Origin of the sequence: Krasilnikovia cinnamomea (assembly GCF_004217545.1) — a bacterium.
In the GTDB taxonomy this organism is placed as follows: domain Bacteria; phylum Actinomycetota; class Actinomycetes; order Mycobacteriales; family Micromonosporaceae; genus Actinoplanes; species Actinoplanes cinnamomeus.
The window spans coordinates 5,757,400-5,773,480 of the sequence record NZ_SHKY01000001.1 but is presented as its reverse complement, the minus strand read 5'-3'; the positions used below and the strand labels follow the sequence as shown (position 1 = coordinate 5,773,480).

General features: G+C 75.5%; 6 protein-coding genes. All 6 read left to right on the top strand.

Annotated elements, in window-relative coordinates:
* Window positions 1-5: 5 nt before the first annotated feature.
* The 6 genes from EV385_RS26205 (at window position 6) to EV385_RS26180 (ending at window position 16,043) form a co-directional block, all read left to right on the top strand.
* Complete coding sequence (locus EV385_RS26205) at window positions 6-1,235, top strand: MFS transporter (protein ID WP_165449600.1); 1,230 nt, start codon at window positions 6-8, stop codon at window positions 1,233-1,235.
* Between the two features lie 11 nt (window positions 1,236-1,246).
* Window positions 1,247-11,809, top strand: a complete 10,563-nt coding sequence (locus EV385_RS26200) for a non-ribosomal peptide synthetase (RefSeq protein WP_130511847.1) — start codon at window positions 1,247-1,249, stop codon at window positions 11,807-11,809.
* A 122-nt stretch (window positions 11,810-11,931) separates the two neighbouring features.
* A complete protein-coding gene (locus EV385_RS26195) occupies window positions 11,932-12,381 on the top strand; it encodes a cobalamin B12-binding domain-containing protein (protein ID WP_130511846.1) in 450 nt (149 codons plus the stop codon).
* On the top strand, window positions 12,378-13,781 hold the full coding sequence (locus EV385_RS26190) for a methylaspartate mutase (protein ID WP_130511845.1): 1,404 nt from the start codon (window positions 12,378-12,380) through the stop codon (window positions 13,779-13,781). Before EV385_RS26195 ends, EV385_RS26190 begins: the two co-directional genes overlap by 4 nt.
* A complete protein-coding gene (locus tag EV385_RS26185) occupies window positions 13,774-14,781 on the top strand; it encodes an asparagine synthetase A (RefSeq protein ID WP_130511844.1) in 1,008 nt (335 codons plus the stop codon). The genes EV385_RS26190 and EV385_RS26185 overlap by 8 nt, the downstream gene beginning before the upstream one ends.
* Window positions 14,778-16,043 (top strand): glutamate synthase-related protein, encoded by a 1,266-nt coding sequence (locus tag EV385_RS26180; protein WP_130511843.1) that lies wholly within the window; start codon window positions 14,778-14,780, stop codon window positions 16,041-16,043. The genes EV385_RS26185 and EV385_RS26180 overlap by 4 nt, the downstream gene beginning before the upstream one ends.
* Window positions 16,044-16,081 lie beyond the last annotated feature (38 nt).

Genomic DNA, 16,081 nt, shown 5'->3' with positions numbered 1-16,081 from the left:
CTTCGGTGACCCAGACGCAGATCCGTCCGCCGAAGCGCACCGCCACCGGCTGGGGCCGGGTGAGCCTGCTGCTCGCCGGGCAGGGCACCTCCCTCGTCGGTGACCAGGTGTTCTTCATCGCCGTGGTGTGGGCCGCCGCCGAACTCGGCGGCACCGCCGCGGTCACCTGGGTGACGCTCGCCGAGTCGGTGCCCCGGGCCCTGGCGATGATCTTCGGCGGCGCGGTCTGCGACGCGTTCGGGCCACGCGCGGTGTTGCTGCGCACCACCGGGGTACGGGTCGGTGTGCTCGCCGCGGCGTCCGCGGTGGCGCTCACCGCCGAGTCGGTGCCGCTGCTGGTGGCGGTCGCCGCGGTGGAGGGGGCCCTGCTCGGGCTCGGCACGCCGTCGTTCGGCTCGCTGATGCCCCGGATGGTCCCGGCCGCCGAACTCGGCCGGGCCAACTCGCTGCGCACCATGGTCGGCAGGTTCGCGCCGATCGTCGGCTCGCCGTTCGGCGCCTGGCTCGTCGCCACCGGCCACCTCGCCGGCGCGCTCGCCGTGGTCTGCGTCGGCTGCGCGGTCTCGCTCGGCTGCCTGCTGCCGGCCACCCGGGCGCTCACCCCGCCGCCGCCCACGACGGGCCCCCGGGTGCCGCTCTGGCGCCGCTCCGGTGACGGTCTGGCCCTGCTGCGCCACGACCGGCGGCTGCGGATGCTCTTCCTCTCCTCACTCTGCCTGGATGTCGCGTTCGCCTGGCCGATGAACCCGGGCCTGCCCGCCGTCATGATCGACCGGGGTTGGGGCGTCGCCGCCGTCGGCATCCTGATCGCCTGCTGGGCGGTGGGCGCCCTCGCCTCCGCCGGGCTCGGCGCGCTGCTCGGCGACCGGATCCCGGTCCCGATCCGGCTGGTCGGCGGCGCCACCGGCATCGCCATCCTGCTCACCGTCATGATCTTCGCGCCGACACTGCCGCTGATGGCCGCCGTCGCGGCCGCGCTCGGCTTCTGCTCCGGCCAGAACGGCCCGGCCGCCGTCACCCTGTACCAGCAGGCCGCCCCGCCGGACCGGCTCGGTGCCGCGATGGCACTGGTCGCGCTCTCCGGCATCGGCTGCGCGCCGCTGGCGTACGCGGCCATCGGTGCGCTGGCCAGTCTCACCTCCCCCACCGTCGCCTGGACAGCCAGCGCCCTGGTCGCCGTCGGCGGTCCGGTCGCCGCCGCTCGGGCGCTTCGCATCCCTCCCGCCCAGCAGTGAAGGAATTCGCCGTGCGTGCCTTGTCGTTCGGTCAGCAGCGCCTCTGGTTCCTCGATCAGCTCGACGGGCCCGGCGCGACCTACAACGTCCCGTTCGCGCTGCGCCTGCACGGGCCGCTCGACCAGCCGGCGCTGCGCGCCGCACTCACCGACCTGCTGGACCGGCATGAGGTGCTGCGCACGGTCTTCCCCACCGAGGACGGCGTGCCCCGGCAGCAGGTCCGGGTGATCGCCGCGGCGCCGCTGACCGTCCATTCCGGACCGGTCTCCGAGGCGACGCTGCCGGACGTGCTGCGGGCGGAGCTGACCCGGCCGTTCGACCTCGCCGCCGACCTGCCGGTGCGCGCCACCCTCGTCCCCCTCGGCCCGGACACGCACGTGCTGTTGCTGGTGCTGCACCACATCGCCTGCGACGGCTGGTCGCTCGGCCCGCTCGGCCGGGACCTGGCCGCCGCGTACACCGCCCGGCACGCCGGCACCGCGCCGGACTGGGCGCCGCTCGCCGTGCAGTACGGCGACTTCGCCGACTGGCAGCGCGAGGTGCTCGGCGACCCGGACGACCCGGACAGCCCGCTCGCCGCCCAGCTCGACTACTGGAGCGCCCGCCTCGCCGACCTGCCCGCCCCGATGCCGCTGCCCACCGACCTGCCCGGCGCCCCCACCGACCTGCCCGGCGGCCCCACCGACCTGCCCGGCGTCGACGGCGCGGACGGCGAACGCGCGGTCGACGCCGGGATCGTCACGGTGACGCTGCCCGCCGACCTGCACGCCGGGCTGCTGGCGACCTCCCGCGCCGCCGGCTGCACGCCGTTCATGGGTCTGCGCGCGGTGGTCAGCGCGCTGCTCTCCCGGTGGGGCGCGGGGCCGGACGTGGTGCTCGGCACCCCGGTCGCCGGGCGCTCCGAGGAGGTGCTCGCCGACCTGATCGGATTCTTCGTCAACACGCTGGTCCTGCGTACCGACACCGGCGGCGACCCCAGCCTCCGGGAACTGCTGGCGCGGATCCGGGAGACCGGCCTGGCCGACTACGCCCATCAGGACACCCCGTTCGAGCGCCTGGTCGACCGACTCGCCCCGGACCGGATGTCGGCCGCCCACCCGCTGTTCCGGGTGATGCTGGTGCAGCAGAGCGACGACGGCGACCCGCCCCGGCTGCCCAGGTTGACGGTCGCGGCGGAGCCGATCGACCTGCCGACCGCGAAGCTCGACCTCAGCGTCGTCCTCGCCGAGCGGTACGCCGACGGTGCCCCGGCCGGCGTCGACTGCCAGTTCGAGTACGCCGCCGACCGCTTCTCCGCCGACCGGGTGTCGGCGCTCGCCGCCGGCCTGGTCCGGCTGGTACGGGCCGCGCTGGCCGACCCGGACGCCCCACTGGGCACCCTCGACGCCGGCGACATCCCGGCGAGCTCGACCGCCGGCACCGCCCCGATCGACGCCGCGCAAACCGACGCGCGGGTGGCGCCGGAGCCGCGTGCCGACGACCCGCGCGTGGAGATCCTCCGTGGGCTCTTCGCGGACGTGCTCGGCCGCTCGGAGGTCGGGGTGCACGACGGCTTCTTCGCCCTCGGCGGGCACTCGCTGCTCGCCACCCAGCTGATCAGCCGGATCCGTGGCGCGTTCCGCGCCGAACTGGGCGTACGCACGCTGTTCCGCGCCCCCACCGTCGCGGGCGTGCTGGCCGCGCTCGACGCCGCCGCCGACGGCCCGCCCCGGCCCCCGCTGCTGCCCGCGGGGCATGCGGACGCGTGGCCGGACGGGGCGCCGCTGTCCTACGCGCAGCGCCGGCTCTGGTTCCTGGCCGGCGTCGACGGGCAGGACCGGGCGTACACGATTCCGCTGACGCTGCGGCTGACCGGCCCGGTCGACGTGGACGCGCTCGCGGCGGCCTGCCGGGACCTGGTCACCCGCCACGAGATCCTCCGTACCGTCTACCGCGCAACCGACGGCGACCCGCGCCAGCACGTGCTCCCGAGTGACGGGATCGGCGCGGTGCTCACCGTGGTCCGGCTCGCCCGCGCGGAGCTGGCCGACCGGCACGCGGCCGCCGCGGCCGCGCCGTTCGACCTGGCGTCCGACATCCCGCTGCGGGCCACCCTGTTCCTGCCCGACGACGCCGACGGCGACGGGGCCGTGCTGCTGCTCTGCCTGCACCACATCGCCGCCGACGGGGAGTCGCTGGCGCCGCTGCTGCGCGACCTGGACGCCGCCTACCTGGCCCGCCGGGCCGGTACCGCGCCGGACTGGGCGCCGCTGCCCGTGCAGTACGCCGACTACGCGCGCTGGCAGGCCGCCCTGCTCGGCGCCGAAGACGACCCGCAGAGCCTGGTCGCCGGGCAGCTGCGGTACTGGACCGGTACGCTCGCCGGGCTGCCGGTCGAGGTGCGCCTGCCGGCCGACCGGCCCCGCCCGGCGCGCCCCAGCCACCGCAAGGGCCACGTCCGCGCCGAGGTGGACGCCGCGACCCGCGACGCGCTCGCCGCGCTGGCCCGGGACAGCCAGGCCACCCTGTTCATGGTGGTGCATGCGGCGCTGGCCGCGCTGCTGAGCCGGCTCGGCGCCGGCCACGACATCCCGATCGGCACCCCGGTCGCCGGACGCGACGACGAAGCCCTCGACGGCCTTGTCGGCTTCTTCGTCAACACCCTCGTCCTGCGCGTCGACACCGCCGGCAGCCCCACCTTCCGCGACCTGCTGGACCGGGTCAGGGACGCCGACCTGGACGCGTTCGCGCACCGGGACCTGCCGTTCGAGCGGCTGGTCGAGGCGGTCAACCCGCCCCGGCTGCTCGCCCGGCACCCGCTGTTCCAGGTGCTGCTCTCGTACCTCTCCGCGGATGCCGGCGCGACCTCCGGCGAGGGTGACGGACTTTCGATGCCTGCACTGGGGGCCCGGGCCGAGGACACCGTGGCCGGCACCGCCAAGTTCGACCTGTCGCTGACCGTGGCGCAGACCAGGGACGGCCTCGACTGTCATCTGGAGTTCGCCGCCGACCTCTTCGACGCGGCGAGCGCCGGCCGGATCGTCGCGGAGTTCGTCGACCTGCTCACCGCGGTCGCGGCCGACCCCACCGTCGCCGTGACGGCGCAGCCCCCGCCCACCGCACCGGGCGCACCGGCCGAGGTCGGTGCCGTGCCCGACATACCCGAGGGTGAAGCGACCACCGCGGACGGCGCCCTGACCGGCACGGTGGTCGGCGCGGGCTGGGAACGGGCCTACCGGGCGCCGCGGGACGCGCGGGAGGAGATCCTGTGCGCGCTGTTCGCCGAGGTGCTCGGCGTCGAGCGGATCGGTGTGGACGACGGCTTCTTCGCCCGCGGCGGGCACTCGCTGCTGGCGGTACGGCTGCTCAGCCGGATCCGGCCGGCGTTCGGGGTGCCGGTCGCGATCGGTGACATCTTCGCGGCGCCGACCGTGGCCGGCCTCGCCACCCGACTCGCGGCCGCCGCCGACGAGGCCGCCACCGACGGGCACCGGGCGGTTCGGCCGCAGCTGCGGGCGGTGACGCGGCCGGAGCGGGTGCCGCTGTCCTACGCCCAGCGGCGACTCTGGTTCATCCTGCAACTGGACGGCGACAACGGGGCCTACGACATGCCGTACGCGCTGCGGCTGCGCGGCCGGCTGGAGGTCGGGGCGCTGGAAGCCGCGCTGGCCGACGTCACCGACCGGCACGAGTCGCTGCGTACGGTCTTCGCGGTGCACGACGACGAGCCCTACCAGCGGGTGCTTCCCGCCCACCGGCCGGCGCTGCACCGGGCCCGCTACGACGCGGAGGCGATGGCCGAGGCGCTCGGGCGCCGGTTCGACCTGGCGGTGCAGCCGCCGCTGCGCGCGCACCTGTTCGACGTGGCGCCGGACGAGCACGTCTTCCTGCTGGTCACCCACCACATCGCCGGTGACGGCTGGTCGATGGGGCCGCTGCTGGCCGACCTGGCCACCGCGTACGCCGCCCGGTCCGCCGGCGCCGCTCCGGAGTGGACACCGCTGCCGGTGCAGTACGCCGACTACGCGCTGTGGCAGCGCGACCTGCTCGGCGACCCGGACGACCCGGACAGCGTGCTCGCCCGGCAGCTGGCCTACTGGCGGGAGCGGCTCGCCGACCTGCCCGAGGAGCTGTCGCTGCCCACCGACCGGGCCCGGCCGGCGGTCGCCAGCCACCGGGGCGACTCGGTTCCGGTGGCGATCGACCCGGTGCTGCACCGGCGGATCCGGGCGCTGGCCCGCGACAGCCGGGTGACGTTCTTCATGGTGCTGCAGGCCGCGTTCGCGGCGGTGCTGAGCCGGCTCGGCGCCGGCCACGACATCCCGATCGGCACCCCGGTCGCCGGACGCGACGACGAAGCCCTCGACCACCTCGTCGGATTCTTCGTCAACACCCTCGTCCTGCGCGTCGACACCGCCGGCAACCCCACCTTCCGCGACCTGCTGGACCGGGTCCGGGAGACCGACCTCGGCGCCTACGACCACCAGGACGTGCCGTTCGAACGCCTGGTGCACGAACTCAACCCCGCCCGCTCGCTGGCCCGGCACCCGCTGTTCCAGGTGATGCTGGTGCTGCAGAACACCGGCGACGGCGAAACCCGGCTGCCCGGCCTGGAGGTGGCCGAGGAGCTGCTCGACTCGGACGCGGTCAAGTTCGACCTGGGCCTGTCCCTGGCCGAGGGGGACGGCGTCACCGGCTCGCTGTCGTTCGCCGGCGACCTGTTCGACCGGGCCACCGCCGAGTCCATCGTGGACCGGCTGATCCGGCTGCTCGACGCGGTGACCGACGACCCGGACGCTCCGATCGACGCGATCGACCTGCTCTCCCCCGCCGACCGGGACCGGATGGCGCGGTGGAACGCGACCCGGGTGCCGGTGCCGGACACCACGCTGCCGGAGCTCTTCGCCGCCCAGGTGGCCCGCACCCCGTCCGCGGTCGCGGTCCGGTACGAGGACGAGGAGATCAGCTACGCGGAGCTGGACGCCCGGGTGGAGGCGCTGGCCCGGGCGTTGCGCGGGCGCGGGGTACGCCCGGCCGACCTGGTCGCGGTCCAGCTGCCCCGCTCGGTGGAGCTGATCGTCGCGGTGCACGCGGTGCACCGGGCCGGTGCGGCGTACCTGCCGGTGGACCCGACGTACCCGGCCGACCGGATCGCGTTCATGCTCGCCGACGCGCGGCCGGCGCTGGTGCTGACGCCGTCGGTGCTGGCCGGCCTGGTTCCGGGCGGTGACGGCCCGCTGCCGGCGGTGTCCGGGCGGCATCCGGCGTACATGATCTACACGTCCGGGTCGACCGGCCGGCCGAAGGGCGTGCTGACCTCGCACGCGGCGATCGTCACCCACCTGCTCTGGATGCAGCACGACTACCCGCTCGGCGGCGACGACCGGGTGCTGCAGAAGACCTCGTCCAGCTTCGACGTCTCGGTCTGGGAGTTCTTCTGGCCGCTGATCGCCGGCGCGACGCTGGTGCTGGCCCGGCCGGACGGGCACCGCGACCCGGCCTACCTCGCCGCGCTGATCCGCACCGCCCGGGTCACCGTCGCGCACTTCGTGCCGGCGATGCTGGAGGCGTTCCTGGCCGAGCCGGCCGCCGGCACCGACAGCCCGCTGCGGCAGGTCTTCTGCGGCGGCGAGGCGCTCACCCCCGAGTTGGCCGGCCGGTTCACCGCCGCGCTGCCGGCCCGGCTGTCCAACTTCTACGGGCCCACCGAGGTGGCGGTCGAGGCGACGCACCAGCCGTACGCGGCGCACCTCGCGGCGGCCCGCACCGTCCCGATCGGGCGTCCGGTGTGGAACACCCGGGCGCACGTGCTCGACGCCCGGCTCGCCCCGGTGCCGCCCGGCGCCCCCGGCGAGCTGTACCTCTCCGGCGACCAGCTCGCCGACGGCTACCTGCACCGGCCCGGGCTCACCGCGCAGCGGTTCGTCGCCGATCCGTACGGCGCACCGGGGCAGCGCATGTACCGCACCGGCGACCTGGTCCGGTGGACCGGCGACGGCCGGCTGGAGTACCTGGGACGCGCCGACGACCAGGTCAAGATCCGCGGGCAGCGGCTGGAGCTCGGCGAGGTGGCCGCGGTCGCCGCCGGATGTCCAGGGGTGGTCCAGGCCGTGGTGACCCTCCACGCCGACGCCGGTGGCCCGTCACTCGTCGGGTACATCGTGGGCGACGCCGATCCGGCCGAGGTACGCCGGCACCTGGCCGCCCAGCTGCCCGCGTACATGGTGCCCCGGGTGGTGCTGCGGCTGCCCGCGCTGCCGCTGGCCCCGAACGGCAAGGTGGACCGGCGCGCGCTGCCCGCCCCCGAACCGGTCACCGCCGAAGCCGCCTACCGGGCGCCGCGCGGCCCGGTGCAGGAGATCCTCTGCGACATCTTCGCCAGCCTGCTCGGCGTGGACCGGGTCGGCATCGACGACGACTTCTTCGACCTCGGCGGGCACTCGCTGCTCGGCACGCGGCTGATCAGCCGGGTGCGCGGCGCGCTCGGCGTCGAGCTGAGCGTGCGGGAGCTGTTCCGCACGCCGACGGTCGCCGGGCTCGCCGACGCGGTCGACGCCGGCCGGCCGGCGCGCGCCCCGCTGCGGGCGATGCCGTTGCCGGAGCGGGTCGGGCTGTCACCCGCCCAGCGCCGGCTCTGGTTCCTCAACCAGATGGACGTGCGCACCGGCGGGTACGCGCTCACCTGCGCGCTGCGCCTGGCCGGCACGCTCGACACGGACGCGCTGGCCCGGGCGCTCGGCGACGTCGTCGCCCGGCACGAGGTGCTGCGCACCGTGTACCCGGAGGTGGAGGGCCACCCGTACCAGCGGGTGCTGCCCGCCCCGGCCGCCGGGACGCCGTTGCCGCTGCCGGTCCGGCGGGTCGGCGACGACGCGCCCGCGGGGCTTTCCGGCGACGGTTCGCTGGCAACCGCGCTGGAGGGGGCCGCGGCAGCGGTCTTCGATCTCACCGTGGACCTGCCGTTGCGGCCGGAACTGCTCGCGCTGCCCGGCGGTGACCACGTGCTGCTGCTGGTGATGCACCACATCGCCACCGACGGCTGGTCGATGGGGCGGCTCACCGCAGACCTGGCGACCGCGTACACCGCCCGGCTCGCCGGTGAGGCGCCGGACTGGGCGCCGCTGCCGGTGCAGTACCGGCACTACACCCTGTGGCGCCAGGAGGTGCTCGGCGACGGGGCCGCGCCGGCCGCGGGCGGCCCGGAGTCGCCGTTGGAGGCTCAGGTGGGGTACTGGCGGGAGCGGCTGGCCGGGCTTCCCCACGAGCTGGCGTTGCCGTTCGACCGGCCGCGCCCGCCGGTCGCCGACAACCGGGGCGACTCGGTGCCCGTGACGATCGACGCGGCACTGCACGGCGGTCTGCTGGCGCTGGCCCGGCAGAGCCGGACGACGCTGTTCATGGCGCTCCAGGCGGCGTTCGCGGCGCTGCTGAGCCGGCTCGGCGCCGGCCACGACATCCCGATCGGCACCCCGGTCGCCGGACGCGACGACGAAGCCCTCGACCACCTCGTCGGATTCTTCGTCAACACCCTCGTCCTGCGCGTCGACACCGCCGGCAACCCCACCTTCCGCGACCTGCTCGAGCGGGTCCGGGAGACGTCGCTGGGCGCGTACGCGCATCAGGACGTGCCGTTCGAACGCCTGGTGCAGGAGCTGAACCCGGCCCGCTCGCTGGCCCGGCACCCGCTGTTCCAGGTGATGCTGGCGTTGCAGAACAACGAGGACAGCGACCCGCGCATGCCCGGCCTGGCGGTCTCCGGCGTGCCGGTGGGTGTGCGCACCTCCACGTTCGACCTGGCGCTGTCGCTGCACGAGATGGTCCCCGGCCGGCCGGAGGGCATCGGCGGCGGGCTCACGTTCCGCACCGACGTCTTCGACGCGCCGTCCGTCCGCGGCATCGTCGACCGGCTGGTCCGGTTGCTGGCCGCCGCGGTCGCCGACCCGGACGCCCCGATCGGCCGCCTCGACCTGCTCACCCCGGCGGAGCGGCACGACCTGCTGGTCCGCCGCACCGACACGGCCGCGGACCTCGGCCCGTGGCGGGACGTGCCGAGCCTGGTCGCCGCGCACGCCGACGCCGAACCGGACCGGGTCGCCGTCGCCGGTCCGGACGGCCTGCTGCGCTACCGGGACCTCGACGAACGCGCCAACCAGCTGGCCGGGCGGCTCGCCGACGCCGGCGTGCGCCGCGGCGACCTGGTCGGCGTCTGCCTGCCGCGCGGACTCGACCAGGTGGTCGCGCAACTCGCGGCGCTGCGCGCCGGGGCGGCGTACCTGCCGCTCGACCCCGACTATCCGGCCGGCCGGCTGGCCTACATGTGCCGGGACGCGGCGGTCGCGGTCGTGCTGACCCGCACCGACGTACCGTTCGCCGGGGCGGCCGGCGTGGACGTGGCGCCGGTGGTGATCCGGCTGGACCGGGAGGCGGCGGACATCGCGGCCCGGCCGGCCGATCCACCGGCGAGCCGGCCGCATCCGCGGGACGCCGCGTACGTCATCTACACCTCCGGCTCGACCGGCGCGCCGAAGGGCGTGGTCATCGACCACACCGGGCTCGCGCACCTGTGCGCGTGGTTCCGTCGCGCGTACGCGGTGGGCCCGCAGGACCGGGCCAGCCAGGTCGCCGCGCTCGGCTTCGACGCGGCGGTGTTCGAGGTGTGGCCGCACCTGTCGGCCGGCGCCTCGGTGCACCTGCCGCCGGGGGCCGCGCTGACCGACACGGGCCGGCTCGCCGAGTGGCTCGTCGACACCGGGATCACCACCGCGTTCCTGCCCACGCCCCGGCTGGAGACGATGCTGGACGAGCCGGCGCTGCGCCGGGCCGCCCTGCGCACGGTGATCGCCGGCGGCGACCGGCTGCGCCGCCGTCCCCCACGAGACCTGGGATTCCGCCTGATCAACGGGTACGGGCCGACCGAGTGCAGCGTGATGGCCACCGGCGCCGACGTGGCACCGACCGGTGACGCGCTGCCCGACATCGGCGTCCCGGTGCCGAACACCCGCGCGTACGTCCTGGACCGGTACCTCGCCCCGGTGCCGGAGGGGGTGCCCGGTGAGCTGTACCTGGCCGGCGACGGCCTGGCCCGCGGCTATCTGGGCCGGCCGGGGCTGACCGCGACGCGGTTCACCGCCGACCCGTTCGGCGCCCCCGGCCAGCGGATGTACCGCACCGGCGACATGGTCCGCTGGCGCCGGGGCCGGCTGGAGTTCATCGGCCGGGTCGACGACCAGGTCAAGATCCGCGGCGTACGGATCGAGCTGGGCGAGGTCGACGCGGTGCTCGGCGGCTGCCCGGGCGTACGGCAGGCGGCGACGGTGGTCCGCGGCGACCACCTGGTCGGCTACCTCGTCGACGCCGGCGGCGACGGCGGCACGGACGGGGGGCTCGACCTCGCCGCGGTCCGCGCGCATGCCGCCGCGTTCCTGCCCGCCCACACGATCCCCACGCATCTGGTGGTCGTGGACGCGCTGCCGCTGACCGCGCACGGCAAGCTGGACGTCGCAGCGCTCCCGGCGCCGCCCCGCCCGCCCCGGGTGGTCCGGGAGCCGCGCACCGCCCGGGAACGGCTGCTGCGTGGGCTGTTCGCCGAGGTGCTGGCGGTGGACGAGGTCTCCGTCGACGACAGCTTCTTCGATCTCGGCGGGCACTCGCTGCTGTCCGCCCGGTTGATCAGCCTGATCCGGCGGGAGCTCGGCGTGGACCTGGGCATCCGGGCGCTGTTCGAGACGCCGACGGTGGCCGGATTGGCGGCCAGGCTGGACGGTGCGGCGAGCGCCGGCCGCTCCGGTGTGGACCGCGACGACCTGGCCCCGCTGATCCCGCTGCGCGCCGACGGCGACCGGGCACCGGTCTTCTGCCTGCCGCCCGCGGTGGGCATCGGCTGGGTGTACGCCGGGCTGCTCGCCCGGATCGACCCGGCCCGGGGCGTGTACGGCCTGCAGTCGCGCGGGCTCACCGCGCCGGACCGCCAGCCGGGCACCATGGAGGAACTGGTCAAGGACACCGTCGAGCGGATCCGCCAGCAGCGCCCCCACGGCCCGTACCACCTGCTCGGCTGGTCGTTCGGCGCGCAGGTGGCGCACGCGGTCGCGGTCGCGCTGCGCGAACACGGCGAAACGGTGGGGCTGCTGGCCCTGCTGGACGGCTACCCGCCGGCCGGCGCCGCGTCGCCCGGTACCGCCCCGGCGGATCGGGACACGCTCGCCGCGCTGCTCGTCTCGCTCGGCCACGACCTGACCGACCTGCCCGACGACGCGCCGCTGGATCACGCCGAGTTCGTCCGTAGGGTCCGGGCCGACGGCGGCCCGCTGGCCGGGCTTCCCGCGGCGACGCTGGACGGGCTGCCGGCGGTCTTCGCCGGCAACGGGGCGCTGGCCACCGGGTACCGCCCCGGCCGGTTCGACGGTGACGTGCTCTTCTTCCAGGCCACCGAGGGCCGGCGGCCGGACGCACCGACGCCCGACACGTGGCGCCCGTACGTGGGGGGCCGGCTCCTGGTCCACCAGGTGGCCGCCCGGCACGGCGAACTGACCCGGCGCGCGCCGATCGCCCGGATCGGGGCGGTGATCGCCGCGCACCTGGCCGACCAGCCCTAGCCGGCCGGCCCGCCGGGCGGCGCAACTGCCTGTCGACTGCCGCACTTGCTGCCGCCCGGCACTCACCCACCACCCCTACCCTCGACGGGTACCCCGCCGTATCGTCCACAGAGGAGCGTGCCATGTCCGCAGGTCCGGCCGTCGCTCCGGACCGGCGCCGCCACGTCGTCCTCACCAGCACGGAGTCCGACTCGCACACCTGGAACCTCGTGTTTCTCCAGCTGGTGCTGGAGGAGCTGGGATACCTCGTGACGAATCTGGGCGCCTGCGTGCCCGACCAGGTCCTGGTGGCGGAGTGCCTGTCGCCGCCGCCTGACCTCATCGTCATCAGCAGCGTCAACGGGCACGGCTACAACGACGGGATGCGGGTCATTCCGCTGCTGCGCAGCCGCCCGGAGCTGGCGACGGTGCCGATCGTGATCGGCGGCAAGCTGGGCATCGGCGGCGCCGCCGACGCGGACCACCCGGCGGCGCTGCTGCGGGCCGGCTTCGACGCGGTCTTCGCCGACGACGGCGGCGTCGAGCTGTTCCGTTCGTACGTGCGGGAGTTGCCGGCGCGGGCGGCGGCATGACCCTCGACACGCTCGGCGCGGGCGGCCCGCCGTGCGCCACCGGCCCGGCTGCCGGCGCCGGTGACCTGTCCGGCATCGGCCGGGGCTTCGGTGCCTTCGTGGCGCGGGCCAAGGCCGCCGGCCGGCTCGTGGTCCAACCACGCATGGGCATGGGCAGCCCCCGCCTGATGCGCGAGGGTCTGCTCGCCACGCGCCGGGCCGACGCCACCACGGTCGGCACGATCACCATCGACAGCTACACCCGGGTCGGCAACCACGCCGCCGCCCGGCGCGCCCTCGCCGACGGCATCGACCTCAACGGCTACCCGATCGTCGGGCACGACACGGCCGTCACCCGGGCGGTGCTGCACGGCGTACAGGACGACTCGTTCCCCGTCCAGGTGCGGCACGGCTCCGCCACCCCGCAGCAGATCTTCGCCGCCCTGGTGGCCGCCGGGCTCGACGCCACCGAGGGCGGACCGGTCTCCTACTGCCTGCCGTACAGCCGCACGCCGCTGCGCGAGTCCGTGGCGAACTGGGTGCAGTGCTGCGAGCTGCTGGCCACGCTGGCGCAGACCGGCGCCGAACCGCACCTGGAGACGTTCGGTGGCTGCATGATGGGCCAGCTCTGCCCGCCGGGCCTGCTGGTCGCGATCAGCGTGCTGGAGGCGATGTTCTTCCGCCAGCACGGGGTGCGCAGCATCTCCCTGAGCTACGCCCAGCAGACCGACCCGGAGCAGGACGCCGAGGCGGTACGAGCGTTGCAGCGGCTCGCCGCCGAACTGCTGCCGGACACCGACCGGCACGTCGTCATCTACACCTACATGGGGTTGTACCCGCGGACGCCGGCCGGCGCCCGGGATCTGCTCGTGGCGGCGGCGCGGCTGGCCGTACGGTGCGGCGCCGAGCGGCTGATCGTCAAGACCGAGGCCGAGGCGCACCGGATACCCACCATCGCCGAGAACGTCGCGGCGCTGGAACTGGCCGCGGCGACGGCGGCCGGCGAGCCACGCGGCGGCGGGCCGGTCGGCGACACCGGCGTGTACGCGGAGGCCCGGGCGCTGGTGCAGGCCGTACTGGAGCTCGACGCCGACCTGGGGCGGGCGCTGGTCCGCGCGTTCGACCGCGGCTACCTCGACGTGCCGTACTGCCTGCACCCGGACAACGCCGGGCGTAGCCGCAGCTACATCGACTCCGCCGGCCGGCTGCGCTGGGCGGAGATCGGGGCGATGCCGATCGGCCACGTGGTCGGGGCGTCCCGGCCGCGCCGCGTCACCGCGGCGGACCTGCTCGGCGCCCTGTCGCATGTGGAGAGCAAGTACGACCGTGCCGCGCTTGGGCGGCCGGCGGCGGCGCACCTCCCGGCCCACGACCGGGTGCGGTGCGCGGACGGAGGAGAGATGGCGGAGCACGATGACTGAATGCACCGGCGCCGGGGTCCCGGCCGGGTTCCCCGCCTCGCCGCGGGAGCACCTGTCCTCCCCGGTCACCCGTACGGTGCTGCGGGTCCAGCATCGGATCCTGGACGCCGCGCGCGAGTACCTGCGCGGCGAGGGCTTCACCGAGCTGCTGCCCCCGCTGCTCGGCCCCGTGACGGACCCCGGCGGCCGGGGATCCAAGCCGATCGACGTCGACTACTACGGCCACCGGTACAAGCTGATGACCAGCGCAATCCTGTACAAGCAGGCGTCGCTGCTGGCCTTCGACCGGATCTTCTACGTGGCGCCGAACGTGCGAATGGAGCCGCCGGAGACCGCCACGACCGGCCGGCACCTGGTGGAGTTCCACCAGATCGACGTCGAGCTGGCCGGCGCCGGACGCGACGACGCAACCCGGATCGCCGAGGGGCTGGTCCGGCACGCGGTCCGGCGGGTGGTCGACGAGCTGCCCGGCGAGCTGGAGGAGCTGGGCCGCGACGTCGGGGCCTTCACCGAGCTGCTGACCGCGCCGTTCGGCCACCGGACGCACGCCGACGCCGTGGCGGAGCTGCACGGGATGGGTCACGCGCAGAGCCCGGACGCCGAGATCGACTGGCGGGCGGAGGTGAAGCTGTCCGGCAAGGCGAGCCGGCCCTTCTTCGTCGAGGACTATCCCAAGGGCTCCCGCGGCTTCTACGACCGGGAGGACCCGGACCGCCCGGGGACGCTGCAGAACTTCGACCTCGTCGCGCCCGAGGGTTACGGCGAGCTGTGTAGCGGCAGCGAGCGGGAATCCGCGTACGACCGGATCGTCACCCGGATGCGGGAGACCGGCGAGAACCCCGCCAAGTACGGCTGGTACCTGCAGTTGGCGCGCGACGGCATCCCCGCCAGCGCCGGGTTCGGCCTGGGCCTGGAACGGTTCACCCGCTATGTGGCCGGCCTCGACGCGGTCTGGCAGGCCAACGCGTACCCGAAGCTGCCCGGGGTGAAGTCGCCGTGACCGCCCTGCAAACCTCCCGCTTCCCGGAGGCCGAGGTCCGGGACCGGGCGCGGCGCGGCGCGGCCGCGGTCTTCCCGGACGTCGCCGGCTACGGCCGCACACTGTACGGTTCGGAGCCCGCCGAGCGCAGCGACGACGTGCTGGACGCGATGCGGCTGGTGCCGCCGGTGTTCATGCCGCAGCGGCTGGAGAAGCTGGTGGAGCTGGCACGCGAGCCGCTCTACCCGGACGTGGACCTGCGCACCACGGTCGGCGGGTTCGCCGCCCCGCTGCCGGTCTACCTCTCCGCGTTCGGCTCCACCCAGGTGGCCAGCGCCGATCTGGGCGTGGCCGCCAGCCGTCAGGCCGGTGCGCTGGGCATCCCGATGGTGATCGGTGAGAACGTGGTGTCGGCGGGCGGCTACCGCAGCTCGGGCGGCGCGCAGCGCTCGCTGCTGGACCGGGTCGCCGCGTACGCCGAGGCGCTGCCCGCCGGGCTCGGCGGCCTCGCCGTGCAGCAGAGCACCGAGGACGCCGACTGCGAGGTGTGGAACCTGGTCTACAGCGACCCGGCGGCGCAGCCGCTGCTCGACACGGGACGGCTGGCGTTCGAGCTGAAGACCGGGCAGGGCGCCAAGCCGGGACTGGGCGGCATGACCGTGCTCGACGGGTCCGCCGCCGCCCGCGTCGAGGACCTGTACGCGATCGACCCGGTGTTCGGCCCCGGCGCCGGGCGGGTGCTGCGCAGCAGCTCCCCGGGAACCTTCACGGACGAGATCCTGCGCCAGCAGATCCGGTTCATGCGCAACAACTTCCCGCGCGCCCGGGTGTGGGTGAAGCTGCACCCTGGCCGGGACGTGCGGGAGGCGGCGACGGTGGCGTGGGAGGCCGGCGCGGACGCCGTCACGGTGGACGGCGCCGAGGGCGGCACCGGCTGGGCGCCGACGTCGTTCCTGCACCAGGTGGGTCTGCCGCTCGGCGAGTGCCTGCGGCGGATCGGCCACCACAGCGGCTGCCTGCTGGTGTCCGGCCGGATCTGGGAGGGCGCCCGGGCCGCGAAATGCCTGGCCCTGGGGGCGCGGGCGGTCGGCCTGGGCCGGGCCGGACTGCTCGCCGTGGACGAGGATCCCGACGCCGGTCTGCTGCGGATGGTCGACTGCCTGGCGCTGGAGCTGCGCCTGCTGATCAGCGCGTTGGGCAAGTACGCGCCGGGCGCCCTCGACGCCGAGGACGTCTGGTCGGCCGCCACGGTCCGGCCGGAGGGTGCGCTGCGGGTCGGCTGATCCTGCCACCGGGGTCGGCGCGGAACCCGCCGCGCCCG

Excerpts from the sequence above, each read along its gene's own strand:
- EV385_RS26185 (WP_130511844.1), top strand. The coding sequence starts at position 13,774 with ATGACTGAATGCACCGGCGCCGGGGTCCCGGCCGGGTTCCCCGCCTCG.
- EV385_RS26190 (WP_130511845.1), top strand. The coding sequence starts at position 12,378 with ATGACCCTCGACACGCTCGGCGCGGGCGGCCCGCCGTGCGCCACCGGC.
- EV385_RS26195 (WP_130511846.1), top strand. The coding sequence starts at position 11,932 with ATGTCCGCAGGTCCGGCCGTCGCTCCGGACCGGCGCCGCCACGTCGTC.